This is a genomic window from Streptomyces sp. NPDC002176 (assembly GCF_044903645.1).
GTDB lineage: Bacteria > Actinomycetota > Actinomycetes > Streptomycetales > Streptomycetaceae > Streptomyces.
Genome location: NZ_JBJDQW010000003.1, coordinates 925,544 through 940,942, shown reverse-complemented (window position 1 = coordinate 940,942; position 15,399 = coordinate 925,544). Strand labels below are relative to the sequence as shown.

The window sequence follows — 15,399 nt, the reverse complement described above, 5'->3', positions numbered from 1 at the left end:
GACGCATTCCAGCACATATCCATACACCCTGCCCGCCGGGCGACACCCCCGCCCGGAATACCCCCCTGCCACCCCGCGTTTGTGCCTCACGGAAGATCAGGCAGAGCGACGGAGGACACCCGCGTGGGACCGCAACGGGGATGGGCGCGACGGCTGGCGGGTTACGCCTGGCGCCATCCGAAGGACGTCGTCCTGGCGCTCGGCGCCTCCCTGGGCGGCATGGCCGTCATGGCCGTGGTCCCGCTGATCACCAAGGTGATCATCGACGACGTGATCGGCGACCACACCCGGGACATGGCCCCCTGGGCGGGCGCCCTGCTCGGCGCCGCCGTGCTGATCTACGCCCTCACCTACGTCCGCCGCTACTACGGCGGCAGGCTCGCCCTGGACGTCCAGCACGACCTGCGCACCGGGATGTACGACACGATCACCCGGCTCGACGGCCGCCGCCAGGACGAGCTGTCCACCGGGCAGGTCGTCGGCCGCGCCACCAGCGACCTCCAGCTGATCCAGGGCCTGCTGTTCATGCTCCCGATGACCATCGGGAACGTCCTGCTCTTCCTGATCTCGCTCGGCATCATGGCCTGGCTGTCGCTCCCGCTGACCCTGGTCGCGCTCGCCGTCGCCCCCGCCCTCGGCTGGATCGCCCGCCGCAGCCGCACCCGGCTGCACCCCGCCACCTGGTACGCCCAGGCCCAGGCCGCCGCCGTCGCCGGTGTGGTGGACGGCGCGGTGAGCGGTGTCCGCGTGGTGAAGGGGTTCGGGCAGGAGGACCAGGAGACCGGGAAGCTGCGCGAGGTCGGCCGCAGGCTGTTCGCGGGGCGGCTGCGCACCATCCGGCTGAACAGCAGGTACACCCCCGCCCTCCAGGCCGTCCCGGCGCTCGGCCAGGTCGCGATGCTGGCCCTCGGCGGCTGGCTGGCGGTGCGCGGGCACATCACGCTGGGCACCTTCGTCGCCTTCTCCACCTACCTCGCCCAGCTCGTCGGCCCGGTGCGGATGCTCGCCGTGGTGCTCACCATCGGCCAGCAGGCCCGCGCGGGCACCGAACGCGTGCTGGAGCTGATCGACACCGAGCCGACCCTGAAGGACGGCACCAAGACCCTCCCCGCCGACGCCCCCGCCTCCGTCGAGTTCGACGACGTCTCCTTCGGCTACGACCCCGAGCGCCCGGTGCTCGACGGGCTCAGCCTGGAGATCCGCCCCGGCGAGACCCTGGCCGTCGTCGGCTCCTCCGGCTCCGGCAAGTCCACCCTCTCCCTGCTGCTGCCGCGCTTCTACGACGTCACCCACGGCGCCGTCCTGGTCGGCGGCCACGACGTGCGCGAGCTGACACTCGACTCGCTGCGCGCCGCGATCGGCCTGGTCCCGGAGGACTCCTTCCTGTTCTCCACCACCGTCCGCGAGAACATCGCGTACGGCCGCCCCGACGCCACCCAGGACGAGATCGAGGCCGCCGCCCGCGCCGCCCAGGCCGACCGGTTCGTCCGCGAGCTGCCCGAGGGGTACGACACCAAGGTCGGCGAGCACGGCCTCACCCTCTCCGGCGGCCAGCGCCAGCGCCTCGCGCTCGCCCGCGCCCTGCTCACCGACCCCCGCCTGCTGGTGCTGGACGACGCCACCTCGGCGGTGGACGTCCGGGTCGAGCACGAGATCCACGAGGCGCTCGCCCACGTCATGGCGGGCCGCACCACCCTCCTGATCGCCCACCGCCGCTCCACCCTCAGCCTCGCCGACCGCATCGCCGTGCTGGACGGCGGCCGCCTGGTCGACCTCGGCACCGACGAGGAACTCCAGCAGCGCTGTCCGCTCTACCGCAGGCTGCTCACCGACCCCGACGAACTGGGCGCCCCCTCGCCGGGCCACGCCCGCCCGGCCGAGCCCACCGAGGACACGACCCTCCGCGACGAGCTGGACGCCGAGTTCGACGCCGAGCGTGGGGTCACCCCCCGGCTGTGGACCGGCGACCGCACGCCCAGGGAACAGACGCTCTCCTCCGCCCCCACCACCCCCGAGCTGCTCGCCCAGGTCGAGGCGCTGCCCCCGGCCACCGACACCCCGGACGTCGACGAGGCCCGCGCGGTCCGCGCCGAGGACTCCTACGGCCTGCGCCGCCTGCTGCACGGCTTCGGTCGCCCCCTGCTGATCAGCCTGGCGCTGGTCGCCGTCGACGCGGGCTCCGGCCTGCTGCTGCCGGTGCTGATCCGGCACGGCATCGACGAGGGCGTCACCCGGACCGCCCTCGGCGCGGTCTGGGCGGCCTCCCTGCTCGGCCTGCTCACCGTGCTGGTGCAGTGGACCGCGCAGTACGGCGAGACCCGGATGACCGGCCGCACCGGCGAACGGGTGCTGTACGCGCTGCGGCTGAAGATCTTCACCCAGCTCCAGCGGCTCGGCCTGGACTACTACGAGCGCGAGCTGACCGGGCGGATCATGACCCGGATGACCACCGACGTGGACGCGCTGTCCACGTTCCTGCAGACCGGTCTGGTCACCGCGTTCGTCTCGGTCGTCACCTTCTTCGGCATCATGGGCACCCTGCTGGTGCTGGACATCCAGCTGGCGCTGGTCGTGTTCGCCACCCTGCCCCCGCTGATCCTCGCCACCTTCTTCTTCCGCCGGGCCAGCGTGAAGGCGTACGAGCTGGCGCGGGAGCGGGTGTCGGTGGTCAACGCCGACCTCCAGGAGTCGGTGGCGGGCCTCAGGATCGTGCAGGCGTTCCGGCGCGAGCGGGACGGCGGGCGCCGGTTCGCCGAGCGCAGCGCCGACTACCGGCGGGCCCGTATCCGGGGCCAGTGGCTGATCTCGATCTACTTCCCGTTCGTGCAGCTGCTGTCCTCGGTCGCGGCCGCCGCCGTGCTGATCTCCGGCGCCGGGCGGGTGGAGGCGGCCACGCTGACCACGGGCGCGCTGGTCGCCTACCTGCTCTACATCGACCTGTTCTTCGCCCCGGTGCAGCAGCTCTCCCAGGTCTTCGACGGCTACCAGCAGGCCACCGTCTCGCTGGGCCGCATCCAGGAGCTGCTGCGCGAACCCGCCTCCACCGGGTCCGCCGACGCCCCGCTGGACGTGCTCTCGCTGCGCGGGGACATCGCCTTCGAGGACGTGTCCTTCGCGTACGGCGACGAGGAGGAGGCGCTCACCGGGATCGACCTGGCCATCCCGGCCGGGCAGACCGTGGCGTTCGTCGGCGAGACCGGCGCGGGCAAGTCGACCCTGGTCAAGCTGGTCGCGCGGTTCTACGACCCGACCTCGGGCCGGGTCACCGCCGACGGCACCGATCTGCGCGCGCTCGACCTCACCTCGTACCGGCACCGGCTCGGGGTGGTGCCGCAGGAGGCGTACCTGTTCCCCGGCACGGTGCGCGACGCCATCGCGTACGGGCGGCCCGAGGCGAGTGACGCCGAGGTGGAGGCGGCGGCGCGGGCGGTCGGCGCGCACGAGATGATCGCCACCCTCGACGGCGGCTATCTGCACGAGGTCGCCGAGCGCGGCCGCAACCTCTCGGCGGGCCAGCGCCAGCTGATCGCGCTCGCCCGCGCCGAACTCGTCGACCCCGACGTGCTGCTGCTGGACGAGGCGACCGCCGCGCTGGACCTGGCCACCGAGGCCCAGGTCAACCACGCCACCGACCGGCTCGCGGGCCGCCGTACCACCCTGGTGGTGGCGCACCGGCTGACCACGGCCGCCCGCGCCGACCGGGTCGTGGTGATGGAGCACGGCCGGGTCGTGGAGGACGGCCACCACACCGAACTCCTCGCCCTCGACGGCCGGTACGCCGACATGTGGCGGACCTTCGTGGGCCAGTCGGAGCCGGAGGAGCCGGTCGGCGTCACCCCCTGAGTGACGCGTCTCGCTGACGGCCGCGCAACCATCCGGCACATCCGGTGCGTCCGTACATCAGTACGTAGATCGCAAAAGTGTGCCCATGGGGCCGAGAGCGTGCCCATGGGGCGGGGAGGGACGGCCGTGAACGGTGGGGCCGGTGGGGCGGTACGGCGGTTCGCGGCGCTCGGCGCGGCCGCGCTGACCTTGTCCGGGGTGTTCGCCCTCGCGGCCCCCGGCACGGCCGAGGCCGCCACGGCCGGGCGGTGTGCCGGGCGCCAGGTGCGCGCCCTGCCGTTCGCCACCGGCACCGTCCACCTCTACCGGCACAACGGCTATGTCTGCGCCACCACCGTCGCCAGGAAGCCCGGCTCCGGCGTCCTCCTGGTCAGTGTGCAGGCGCGCGGCAACCGGCCGGTGACCGACCAGGGCCGCTACCGGTACCAGGCCGGACCCGTCACCGTCCACGCCGGGCACCGGTGCGTCAAGGTGCGCGGAGCGGCCGGCCGGGGTGCCGTCAGCTCCGGCTGGATTCTGTGCTGATCACGCGAACCGGTCAATCCCCCCTGGTGCGAAGGCAGTTGCTCGGATAGCTTCCGGCGGACATCTGTCTCACAGGGGAGAGTGCGCATGCGCAAGGCGCTGAGATGGCTGCTGGCGCTCACGGTGCTCATCGGCACACTGGGCACGGCGGGCACAGCGGGGGCGGCCACCACCGCACCGCAGGCACCCACGGACATCAAGGACCGGCTGCTGGCGATACCCGGCATCAGCCTGGTGGAGGAGAAGCCGTACACCGGCTACCGCTACTTCGTCCTGAACTTCACCCAGCCGGTCGACCACCGGCACCCGGCCAGGGGCACCTTCCAGCAGCGGATCACCGTGCTGCACAAGGACACCAGCCGCCCGACCGTCTTCTACACCGGCGGCTACAACGTCTCCACCACGCCGTCCCGCCGCGAGCCCACCCAGATCGTGGACGGCAACCAGGTCTCGCTGGAGTACCGCTTCTTCACCCCGTCCCGCCCGGCCCCGGCCGACTGGTCCAAGCTGGACATCTGGCAGGCCGCGAGCGACCAGCACGCCGTCTACGAGGCGCTGAAGCCGCTGTACTCCGCCAACTGGCTGGCCACCGGCGGCTCCAAGGGCGGCATGACGGCCACCTACTACGAGCGCTTCTACCCCCGCGACATGGACGGCGTGGTCGCCTACGTCGCCCCCAATGACGTGGTGAACGACGAGGATTCGGCCTACGACCGCTTCTTCGAGCGCGTCGGCACCAAGGAGTGCCGCGACAAGCTCAACGCCGTCCAGCGCGAGGCCCTCGTCCGCCGCGAGCCGCTGGAGAAGAAGTACGCCCAGTACGCCGCCGACAACGGCTACACCTTCACCACCATCGGCTCCCTGGACAAGGCGTACGAGGCCGTCGTCCTCGACTACGTGTGGGGCTTCTGGCAGTACAGCGGCCTCGCCGACTGCGACTCCATCCCGTCCGGCGCGGCCACCGCGACCGACGACGCGATCTGGGACTCGGTCGACACCATCTCCGGCTTCTCCGCCTACACCGACCAGGGCCTGGAGCAGTACACGCCGTACTACTACCAGGCGGGCACCCAGCTCGGCGCGCCCACCATCGGCTTCCCGCACATCGAGCGGAAGTACATCCGCTACGGCTACCAGCCGCCGCGCAACTTCGTGCCCCGCTCCATCCCGATGCGCTTCCAGAAGGGCGCCATGCGGGACGTGGACAACTGGGTCCGGCACGACGCCCGGCACATGCTCTGGGTGTACGGGCAGAACGACCCGTGGGGCTCCGAGCGGTTCCGCCCCGGCGCGGGCGCCCGTGACTCCTACGTGTTCACCGCGCCCGGCATGAACCACGGCGCGAACGTCGCCGGACTCGTCGCCGACGAGCGGGCCTTCGCCACCGCCCGCATCCTCAAGTGGGCCGGGGTGGCGTCCCCGGCGGTCCAGGCCGACCCGTCGGCGGCCAAGCCGCTGGCCCGGTTCGACGGCAAGCTCGACGTACGGGACGTGGAGCGCGAGCCCGCGCTGCGCCCGTAGGACAGGCGGGGGAGGGGGTGTCGGGTCTGGTCCGGCGCCCCCTTCGCCGTTTTCCGGCCCGGCGGATGACGTCCCGTGCGTTCCCTTGACGGAAAGAAACTTCCCGGATATTGGTGACTTCCGAAAGTTTCCTTCAGCGGTTCTCTCCTTCGGAAGGGGCGCACGTGCACCACACCAGCACGGGAAGCACGGGAAACACCGCGGGGCCCTCCAGACGGTCCCTGTTCGCCGCGACGGCCGGCCTCGGCGCCGCGCTCGCCGTCCCCGCCGCCTCCGGCAAGGCACAGGCCCACGCGGCCACCCCGAACGACGCGGCACTGCGCGCGGTCATCGCCCGGATGACGCTGGAGGAGAAGGTCGGCCAGCTCTTCGTCTCCCGGATCTACGGCCACTCCGCCACCGCCCCCGACCAGGCGGACATCGACGCCAACCTCAAGGAACTCGGCGTCCGCACGGCCGACGAGCTGATCGAGCGGTACCGGGTCGGCGGCATCATCTACTTCACCTGGGCGCACAACACCCGCGACCCGCACCAGATCGCCGACCTCTCCAACGGCATCCAGCGCTCCTCGCTGACCCGGCCGCGCGGGCTGCCCATGCTCATCGCCACCGACCAGGAGCACGGCGCCGTCTGCCGGATCGGCAAGCCCGCCACCCTGCTCCCCGGCGCCATGGCCCTGGCCGCGGGCCGCTCGCGCACCGACGTCCGCACCACCGGTCGCATCTCCGGCACCGAGCTGCGCGCGCTGGGCGTCAACCAGGACTACGCGCCCGACGCCGACGTCAACGTCAACCCGGCCAACCCGGTCATCGGCGTACGGTCCTTCGGCGCCGACCCCGAACTGGTCGGCGCCCTGGTGGCGGCCGAGGTGAAGGGCTACCAGGCGGCCGGGGTCGCGGCCACCGCCAAGCACTTCCCGGGCCACGGCGACACCGCCGTCGACAGCCACACCGGCTTCCCGGTCATCACCCACAGCCGGGAACTGTGGGACAAGCTGGACGCGGTGCCGTTCCGGGCCGCCGTCGCCGCGGGCATCGACTCCGTGATGACCGCGCACATCCAGTTCCCCGCGCTGGACCCCTCGGGCGACCCCGCGACCCTCTCCCACCCGATCGTCACCGGCATCCTGCGCGGCGAACTCGGCTACGACGGCGTCGTCATCACCGACTCCCTCGGCATGGAGGGCGTCCGCACCAAGTACGGCGACGACCGGGTGCCGGTGCTCGCGCTCAAGGCCGGGGTGGACCAGCTGCTCAACCCGCCCTCGATGGACGTGGCCTACAACGCGGTGCTGGCGGCCGTGCGCGGGGGCGAGCTGACCGAGGCCCGCGTGGAGGAATCGGTTCTCCGCATCCTGCGCATGAAGGCCAAGCTCGGCCTCTTCCAGGGCACCCGCGTCACCCGCGCCGGAGTCGACCGGACCGTCGGCAACCGGCAGCACCTGGCCGCCGCCGACCACATCGCCGAGCGCACCACGACCCTGCTCGTCAACGAGGGCCGCCTGCTCCCGCTCGACCGCCGCAGGCAGCCGAAGATCCTGGTCGTCGGCGCCGACCCGGCCTCCCCGTCCGGCACCACCGGCCCGCCCACCGGCGTACTGGCCACCGCGCTCACCGAACTCGGCTTCACCGCCACGGCGTTGTCCACCGGCACCGCCCCCACGGCGGACGCCATCACCAAGGCGGTCACCGCCGCCCAGGCCGCCGACGCGGTGATCGTGGCCACGTACAACGTGACGGCGTCCAGCTCCCAACGCACCCTGGTGCAGAGGCTATTGGCCACCGGACGCCCGGTGATCGCCCTGGCGATCCGCAACCCGTACGACGTCGCCCAGCTCCCCGACGTCAAGGCACACCTCGCCGCCTACTGCTGGACCGACGTCGAACTCCGGGCCGCCGCACGGGTGATCGCGGGCCGTGTGAAGCCGCGCGGCAAGCTCCCGGTACCCATCGCCCGGGCGGACGACCCCGCGAAGGAGCTGTATCCGCTCGGGTACGGGCTGACGTACTAGAGGCCCCGGACGCCAGTCGGCCTCCGACCGGATCGGTGCCGGTCGGAGGCCGTGCCCGGTGTCAGCCCAGGTGCCCGCCGACGGCCCCGGCCGGGGCGATCTCCGCGATGCGGGCGAGGTCCCCGGCGGTCAGGGTGACCTCGGCCGCGGCGACGTTCTGGGCGACGCGTCCGGCGTCGCGCGAGCCGGGGATGGGGACGATGTAGTCCCTCTGCGCGAGCAGCCAGGCCAGCGCGAGCTGGGAGAGGGTGACGCCCTTGTCGTCCGCGAGGCGGCCGAGTTCGGCGGCGACGGCACGGTTGGCGTCGATGTTCTCCGGCGCCCACCAGGCCAGGCGCTGACGGAAGTCGTCGGCGGCGTAGTGCTCCCGGGACTTCACCGGGGCGCCGCTGAGGAAGCCGCGCGCGAGGGGCGAGTAGGCGACGAGGCCGATGCCCAGCTCCTCCAGGACGGGCAGCAGGGACCGCACGCCGTGCTCGAAGACCGAGTACTCCTGCTGCAGCACCGAGATCGGGTGCACGGCGTGGGCCCGGCGAAGGGCGTCCTCGTCGGTGTTGGACAGCCCGAGGTGCCGCACCTTGCCCGCGTCGACGAGCTCCTTCATCACGCCCACCACTTCCTCGACCGGGACCTCGGGGTCGGGCATGTGCTGGTAGAGGACGTCGATCACGTCGACGCCGAGGTTGCGCAGGCTGTTGTCGACGACCTCGCGGATGTGCTCGGGTCGCGAGTCGCTGGCGAAGGTCGGGGTGAGGCCGAACTTCGTGGCGATGGTGACCTCGTCGCGGATCGGCGCCAGGGCGTGCCCGAGCAGCTTCTCGCCCTCGCCCCAGCCGTACATCTCCGCCGTGTCGAAGTGCGTGACGCCCAGCTCGTGCGCGTGCCGGATCGCGGCGATCGACTCGGTGTCGTCCGACGGTCCGTACCCCATCGCCGTGCCCATCGCGCCGTAGCCGAGGGCAGAGACCTTGAGCCCCTGTGACCCCAGAGTCCGCAGTTCCATGTGATCTCCCGCTTGTCCGTAGGGGGTCTCCGCCCGGCGGCGGGACCAAACCAAACCGTTTGGTTCTACCGTACGCCTCGTCCGGCCACTCTCCAAACCGAACGGTTCGGTCCGTTATTCTGGGCGTATGCCTTCCGCGACGACCTCCGCCCCCGACTCGACCCGCGAACGCATCCTCGCCGCGGCCACCGCCGAGTTCGCCCAGTACGGGATCGCGGGGGCCCGTATCGAGCGGATCGCCAAGGCCGCGCGGACCAGCAAGGAGCGCCTCTACGCCCACTTCCGGGGCAAGGAGGAGCTGTACGCCACCGTCGCCGCCCGTGAGTTGACGGCCGTCACCGAGGCCACCCGGCTCGACCCCCTGGACCTGCCCGGATACGCGGGCCGACTCCACGACCACTTCGCGGCCCACCCCGAGCGGCTGCGGCTGATGGGCTGGGGCCGCCTGGAACTGGACGGGGCCGCGCCCGCGAGCGCCGACGACCCGGTCCAAGCGGCCATGCGGCACAAGACCGAGCAGCTCCGCGCCGCACAGCGGTCCGGCGGGCTCGACCCGGACTGGGACCCCGCCGACATCCTGCTGTTCGTCAGCCAGCTCGCCATGTCCTGGGTCGGCCAGAGCGAGCTTCTGCCCACCGACGAGGCCGAACGGACCGCCTTCCTCGCCGCCCGCCGGGCCGCCGTCGTCCAGGCGGTGCACCGCCTATTTCCGGCCACCGCGTCCTGAGAGCCGGGAGCCCGCGAAAAAAATCTTCAGCGGACGTGCAACCCTTCGCCGCCATCCCGTGTCGTACTACGCGTCAGGGCTTCGGGGGGGGATTCCGTGGGGGGATCGCGAAGTTCTGGCAATGAGGGGGAAAGCCGAGGGGGCGTCCCCGGTCGATGAGACCGGGGACGCCCCCTCGAAATAGGTCAGGCGTCCAGCGCCGCCACTTCCGCCGCCGTCGGGTACGACTCCTGCGCCCCGCGCCGGGTCACCGCGGCCGCGCCCACCCGGGCCGCGAACGCCGCCGCCTCCGCCAACTCGGCCCCCGCGCCCAGCCGCCAGGCCAGCGCGGCCGTGAACGCGTCCCCGGCACCCGTGGTGTCCACCGCGGCCACCGCCACCGACGGCACCGCCCGCGCACCCGAGGCGTCGCACACCAGCGCGCCCTTCGCGCCCAGCGTCACCACCACCGAACGCGGGCCGAGGGCCAGCAGCCGCCGCGCCCAGTCGGCCGGGTCGTCGCCGGTCTCCGCGTCGCCGAGCAGCACCCGCGCCTCGTGCTCGTTGACCACCAGCGGATCGCAGGCGGCCAGCACCTCGGCGGGCAGCGGGCGCGGCGGGGACGGGTTGAGTACGAACCGGGTGCCCTCGGGCAGCCCCCGCACCACGGCCGCCACCGTCTCCAACGGGATCTCCAGCTGCGCCGACACCACCCGGGCCGCGCCCAGCACGTCCGCCCGCACATCACCCTCGGTGAGACGGGCGTTGGCGCCGGGGGAGACCACGATGCTGTTGTCCCCGGACGGGTCGACGGTGATCAGCGCGACCCCGGTCGGCGCCCCGCCGGTCAGCACGGCCGAGGTGTCCACCCCGGCCGAGCGGAGCGAGTCCAGCAGCAGACGGCCGTGGCCGTCGTCACCGACCCGCGCCAGCAGCGCCGTACGGGCGCCGAGGCGGGCGGCGGCGACCGCCTGGTTGGCGCCCTTGCCGCCCGGATGGACGGCCAGGTCACCGCCGAGCACCGTCTCCCCGGCACCCGGCCGCCGCTCCACCCCGACCACCAGATCGGCGTTGGCGGACCCCACGACCAGCAGGTCGTAGTCGTACATCAAGAGGCTCCCTAAGAGATGTGAGGCGCGGTCAGCCGGTGAAGCCGGTCACGTTCTCGCGGGTGACCACCTTGACCGGCACCTTCACCATCGGCGCGAGCTTGCCGCCGTCCAGCGCCTTGAGGGCGTTGGTGACGGCGATCCGGCCGAGCTGGGTCGGCTGCTGCGCCACCGACGCGTACAGACTGCCGTCCTTGACGGCCTTCAGTCCGTCCGGGGTGCCGTCGAAGCCGACGACCTGCACGGACTTGCCCGCCTTCGCGCCGAGCGCCTTGATCGCGCCGAGGGCCATCTCGTCGTTGGCCGCGATGACGCCCTGGACGTCGGGGTGGGCCTGGAGCAGGTTGGACATCACGTCCAGACCCTTGGCCCGGTCGAAGTCGGCGGGCTGCTGGGCCAGCACCTTGATGCCGGGGAACTTCTTCAGCCCCTTGGCGAAGCCCTCGGCCCGCTCACGCGCGGCGGAGGTGCCCGCCTGGCCCTGGAGGACCACGATCCGGCCCTTGCCGCCGAGCTTCTCCGCGACCGTCTTCGCGGCCAGCTCGCCGCCCGCCACGTTGTCGGAGGCGACCAGCGCGGCCACCTTCGCCTTGTTGACCCCGCGGTCCACCGCGATCACCGGGATGTCCGCCTTGCCCGCGGCCTTCACCGAGTTACCGGCCGCGTCGGAGTCCACCGGGTTGACGATGACCGCGCCGTAGCCGGAGCTGGTGAAGTTCTGCAGCTGGTCGGCCTGCTGGGAGGCGTCGTCGCGGGCGTCGGTGACGGTGAGGTCCACGCCCCGCTTCTTCGCCTCCGCCTGGGCGCCGTCCCGGATCTGCACGAAGAACGGGTTGTTCAGCGTCGACAGGGACAGGCCCAGCTTCGGGTTGGCCGAGGCGGAACCGTTGTGCAGGAAGGAGGTCGCGCCGACGATGGCCACGGTCACCACGGCCGCGAGTCCGTACGTCGCCGCCTGCTTGCCCCGGTTCCCGCCGCCGGTACCGGCCGCCACCGGGGTCGCCCCCGCCTTGCGGCGCACGGTGTCCAGCAGCACCGCCAGCGCGATGACCACACCGATCACGACCTGCTGCCAGAACGCGGAGACCGAGAGCAGGTTGAGGCCGTTGCGCAGCACCGCGAGGATCAGCGCGCCGATCAGGGTGCCCGACGCCTTGCCGGTGCCGCCCGCCAGCGAGGCACCGCCGATGACGACGGCCGCGATGGCGTCCAGCTCATAGCCGTCGGCGGCCTGCGGCTGCGCCGAGGACAGCCGGGAGGCCAGCACCACACCGGCGACGGCCGCGAACACGCCGGACAGCGCGTACACGGCGAGCTTCTGCCGCTTCACCCGCAGGCCGGAGAGGCGCGCGGCCTCCTCGTTGCCGCCGATCGCGTACATCGACCGGCCGATGTAGGTCCGCCCCAGCACGAACGCCGCGAGCAGCCCCATCACCACCATGACCAGCACCGGCACCGGCAGCCAGTCGCCGAGGGTGTCCCCGAGGTGGGAGACGGAGTCCGGGAACGGGATCGGCACGCCCCCGGAGATCACCAGCGACAGACCGCGCGCCACCGACAGCATGGCCAGCGTCGCGATGAACGGCGGCAGCTTCCCGTACGCCGTCAGGAAGCCGTTGACCAGGCCCGCCGCGATGCCCGTGGCGAGCGCCAGGACCACCGCGAGGGCCACCGGTACGCCGTGCGAGGTGGCGCTCCAGGCCAGCACGGTCGCCGACAGCGCGGCCACCGAGCCCACCGACAGGTCGATGCCCGCCGAGACGATCACGAAGGTCACACCGAAGGCGAGGATCGCCGTCACGGCCGCCTGCACACCGATGTTGAGCAGGTTGTCGGTGGTCAGGAAGTCGCCCGACAGCACCGACAGGGCTATGACGAGGACGATCAGCGCGGTCAGCGCGCCGTTGTCGAGCAGCAGCCGGCCGAAGCCGCCCGCCGTGGAACTGCCGGATTCCGCCCGGCTCTTGAGGGTGTCAGTGGCCACCGGGGGCCTCCGTTTCGGTACTGGGGTCGGTCGAGGGGTCGGCCGCGGGGGTGCCCACGGCGAGGGACATGACGGCGTCCTGGGTGGCCTCGGCGGCGTCGAGTTCGCCCGCGATCCGGCCCTGGGCCATCACCAGCACCCGGTCGCTCATGCCGAGCACCTCGGGCAGATCGCTGGAGATCATCAGGACGGCGGCACCGGCCGCGGTGAGTTCGTTGACGAGCTGGTAGATCTCGACCTTGGCACCGACGTCGATGCCGCGCGTCGGCTCGTCGAGGATCAGCACCCGGGCGTCGGCCAGCAGCCACTTGCCGATGACGACCTTCTGCTGGTTGCCGCCGGACAGGGTGCGCGCGTGCTGGCCGAGGCCCGCCATCCGCACGTTCAGCCGCTCGGCGATCCGCCCGGCCGCCGCGTACTGGCCCTTGCGGTCCACCAGCCCGCCCCGGCTCGCCGAACGCAGGGTCACCAGGCCCAGGTTCTCCGCCACCGAGGCGTCCAGCACCAGGCCCTGGCCCTTGCGGTCCTCGGGCACCAGCCCGATCCCGGCGGTCAGCGCCGCGTCCACGTCGTGCCGCCGCAGCACGGTGCCGCGCACCTTGACCGTGCCCGCGTCGTACGGGTCGGCGCCGAACACCGCCCGCGCCACCTCCGTACGGCCCGCGCCGACCAGCCCGGCGATGCCGACGACCTCACCGGCGCGCACCTCGAAGCTCACGTCGTGGAAGACGCCGTTCCTGGTCAGCCCCTCCACGGCGAGCAACGGCTCGCCCCGCTCGGGGCGCTCGCGCGGGTACTGCTGCTCGATGGAGCGGCCCACCATCAGCCGGACCAGTTCGTCCTCGGGCGTGGACGCCGGGACCTGGCCGACGCTGCGGCCGTCCCGGATCACGGTGACCCGGTCGCCGAGCGCGGCGATCTCGTCCAGGTGGTGGGTGATGAACACGATGCCGACGCCGTCCGCGCGCAGCGAGCGCACCAGCGTGAACAGCCGGCCGACCTCCTCGGAGGTGAGCACCGCGGTCGGCTCGTCCATGATCAGCACGCGGGCGTCCAGGCTGAGCGCCTTGGCGATCTCCACCATCTGCAGCCGGGCGATGCCCAGTTCACGCACCCGGGTGCGCGGGTGGACGTCCAGGCCGACCCGCTTCAGCAGGGCCTCGGCGTCCGCCTCCATCCGCCCCCGGTCCACCATGCCGAACCGGCGCGGCTGGCGGCCCAGGAAGATGTTCTCGGCCACCGTCAGATCGGGGACGAGGTTGAACTCCTGGTAGATGGTGGCGATCCCGAGCGCCTCCGCGTCCCGCGCGGTGCGCACCCGGACCTCGGTGCCGTCGACCAGGATGCGCCCGGAGTCGGGCGGGCAGGCGCCGGACAGGGTCTTGATCAGGGTGGACTTGCCCGCGCCGTTCTCGCCGAGCAGGACATGGACCTCGCCCCGGCGCAGGCCGAAGTCGACGCCGTCCAGCGCGACCACACCGGGGAACGCCTTGCGGATGCCCTCGACGCGCAGCAGTTCGTCGGGATCGCTCACGGTGTGCTCCTCTGCACGGGGGTGCTCCTTCGCATGGGGGACGTGGGAGGAATGAGTACGGGGGCCGGGGCACCGCACGAGCGGCGGACCACCAGCCGGGCGTCGAGGGTCACGGACTCGGCGGCGCGCCCCTCGATCCGGTCGACCAGGGCGCGTACGGCGGCCCGGCCCAGGTCGCCGGTGGGCTGGGCGATGGCGGTGATCGGCGGGTCGGTGTGCACGAACCACGGGATGTCGTCGAACACCGCCAGCGCGATGTCGTCCGGCACCCGCAGCCCGCGCGCCCGGATCGCGTCCAGCGCGCCGAGCGCCATCAGGTTGTCGGCGGCGAACACCGCGTGCGGCGGCTCGGGCAGGTCGAGGAAGCCCTCGGTGACCCGCCGTCCGCTGGCCGCCTGGAAGTCGCCGTGGCCGATGTACTCGGCCGCCAGCGGCAGCCCGTACGCGGCCAGCGCGTCCCGGAACGCGGTGACCCGCTCGCTGCCGGTCGTGGTGCCCGCCGGGCCCGCGATGATGGCGAGCCGCCGGTGCCCGAGCAGATGCAGATGCGCCACCAGGTCCCGTACCGCCCGGCGCCCGTCGGCCCGGACCACCGGGACCTCGGCGCCCGGAATCCAGCGGTCCACGAAGACCACCGGGGTTCCCGCGCGGGCCGCGTCCAGCAGCAGCGGGGAGTCACCGGGGGCCGGGGAGACCAGCAGACCGTCGATCCGGCGGTCCAGCAGGGTCCGTACGTGATGGTCCTGGAGGTCGGGGCGCTCGTCGGCGTTGCCGATGATCACGCTGTACCCGAGGTCGCGGGCCGCCTCCTCCACCGAGCGGGCCAGCTCGGTGAAGTACGGGTTCAGCACATCGCCGATCACCAGGCCGAGGGCGTGGGTCTGGTCGGTGCGCAGGGAGCGGGCCACGGCGTTGGGCCGGTAGCCCAGCGCGGCCACGGCGGCCAGCACACGGGAGCGCGCCTCGGCGCTCACCGAGGGATGAGCGTTCAGCACGCGCGAGACCGTGGCGACGGAGACACCCGCCGCGGCGGCGACGTCCTTGATGCTCGCCATCGACGGCTCCACCTCCTTGTGGAATCGTTTTCAACGACGTGTTCCGGAGGATTGGAATCGATTACACGGGTTCCGGACAACCCCCTCAGGGGTGGCTGAAATCAGAT

At 72.5% G+C, this 15,399-nt stretch carries 10 protein-coding genes; 5 read left to right on the top strand and 5 right to left on the bottom strand.

The window, feature by feature from the left end; all coding sequences use genetic code 11:
• Window positions 1-123 precede the first annotated feature (123 nt).
• From ACI2LY_RS18105 to ACI2LY_RS18090, 4 genes are all read left to right on the top strand, one after another.
• On the top strand, window positions 124-3,843 hold the full coding sequence (locus ACI2LY_RS18105) for an ABC transporter ATP-binding protein (protein ID WP_404707987.1): 3,720 nt from the start codon (window positions 124-126) through the stop codon (window positions 3,841-3,843).
• Between the two features lie 105 nt (window positions 3,844-3,948).
• On the top strand, window positions 3,949-4,368 hold the full coding sequence (locus ACI2LY_RS18100) for a hypothetical protein (RefSeq protein WP_404707986.1): 420 nt from the start codon (window positions 3,949-3,951) through the stop codon (window positions 4,366-4,368).
• Between the two features lie 87 nt (window positions 4,369-4,455).
• Complete coding sequence (locus tag ACI2LY_RS18095) at window positions 4,456-5,889, top strand: S28 family serine protease (RefSeq protein ID WP_404707985.1); 1,434 nt, start codon at window positions 4,456-4,458, stop codon at window positions 5,887-5,889.
• 164 nt (window positions 5,890-6,053) lie between these two features.
• A complete protein-coding gene (locus tag ACI2LY_RS18090; RefSeq protein WP_404707984.1) occupies window positions 6,054-7,901 on the top strand; it encodes a glycoside hydrolase family 3 protein in 1,848 nt (615 codons plus the stop codon).
• Between the two features lie 61 nt (window positions 7,902-7,962).
• Here ACI2LY_RS18090 and ACI2LY_RS18085 read toward each other — a convergent pair whose 3' ends face one another.
• Complete coding sequence (locus tag ACI2LY_RS18085) at window positions 7,963-8,904, bottom strand: aldo/keto reductase (protein WP_404707983.1); 942 nt, start codon at window positions 8,902-8,904, stop codon at window positions 7,963-7,965.
• Window positions 8,905-9,031: 127 nt separating this feature from the next.
• On the opposite strand from ACI2LY_RS18085, the gene ACI2LY_RS18080 reads away from it, so the two are divergent.
• On the top strand, window positions 9,032-9,631 hold the full coding sequence (locus ACI2LY_RS18080) for a TetR family transcriptional regulator (protein ID WP_404707982.1): 600 nt from the start codon (window positions 9,032-9,034) through the stop codon (window positions 9,629-9,631).
• Window positions 9,632-9,816: 185 nt separating this feature from the next.
• Here ACI2LY_RS18080 and ACI2LY_RS18075 read toward each other — a convergent pair whose 3' ends face one another.
• The 4 genes from ACI2LY_RS18075 to ACI2LY_RS18060 are packed head-to-tail and all read right to left on the bottom strand — an operon-like array spanning window position 9,817 to window position 15,292.
• On the bottom strand, window positions 9,817-10,719 hold the full coding sequence (locus ACI2LY_RS18075) for a ribokinase (RefSeq protein WP_404707981.1): 903 nt from the start codon (window positions 10,717-10,719) through the stop codon (window positions 9,817-9,819).
• A 31-nt stretch (window positions 10,720-10,750) separates the two neighbouring features.
• Window positions 10,751-12,703, bottom strand: a complete 1,953-nt coding sequence (locus ACI2LY_RS18070; RefSeq protein ID WP_404707980.1) for a substrate-binding domain-containing protein — start codon at window positions 12,701-12,703, stop codon at window positions 10,751-10,753.
• The gene (locus ACI2LY_RS18065; protein ID WP_404707979.1) at window positions 12,693-14,237 is read right to left on the bottom strand and encodes a sugar ABC transporter ATP-binding protein; all 1,545 of its coding nucleotides are present in this window, start codon (window positions 14,235-14,237) and stop codon (window positions 12,693-12,695) included. The genes ACI2LY_RS18070 and ACI2LY_RS18065 overlap by 11 nt, the downstream gene beginning before the upstream one ends.
• A complete protein-coding gene (locus ACI2LY_RS18060; protein ID WP_404707978.1) occupies window positions 14,234-15,292 on the bottom strand; it encodes a LacI family DNA-binding transcriptional regulator in 1,059 nt (352 codons plus the stop codon). The genes ACI2LY_RS18065 and ACI2LY_RS18060 overlap by 4 nt, the downstream gene beginning before the upstream one ends.
• Window positions 15,293-15,399: the final 107 nt, after the last annotated feature.

Coding starts and splice junctions, on each gene's coding strand:
- ACI2LY_RS18060 (WP_404707978.1), bottom strand. CDS start 15,292: ATGGCGAGCATCAAGGACGTCGCCGCCGCGGCGGGTGTCTCCGTCGCC.
- ACI2LY_RS18095 (WP_404707985.1), top strand. CDS start 4,456: ATGCGCAAGGCGCTGAGATGGCTGCTGGCGCTCACGGTGCTCATCGGC.
- ACI2LY_RS18075 (WP_404707981.1), bottom strand. CDS start 10,719: ATGTACGACTACGACCTGCTGGTCGTGGGGTCCGCCAACGCCGATCTG.
- ACI2LY_RS18085 (WP_404707983.1), bottom strand. CDS start 8,904: ATGGAACTGCGGACTCTGGGGTCACAGGGGCTCAAGGTCTCTGCCCTC.
- ACI2LY_RS18080 (WP_404707982.1), top strand. CDS start 9,032: ATGCCTTCCGCGACGACCTCCGCCCCCGACTCGACCCGCGAACGCATC.
- ACI2LY_RS18100 (WP_404707986.1), top strand. CDS start 3,949: ATGGGGCGGGGAGGGACGGCCGTGAACGGTGGGGCCGGTGGGGCGGTA.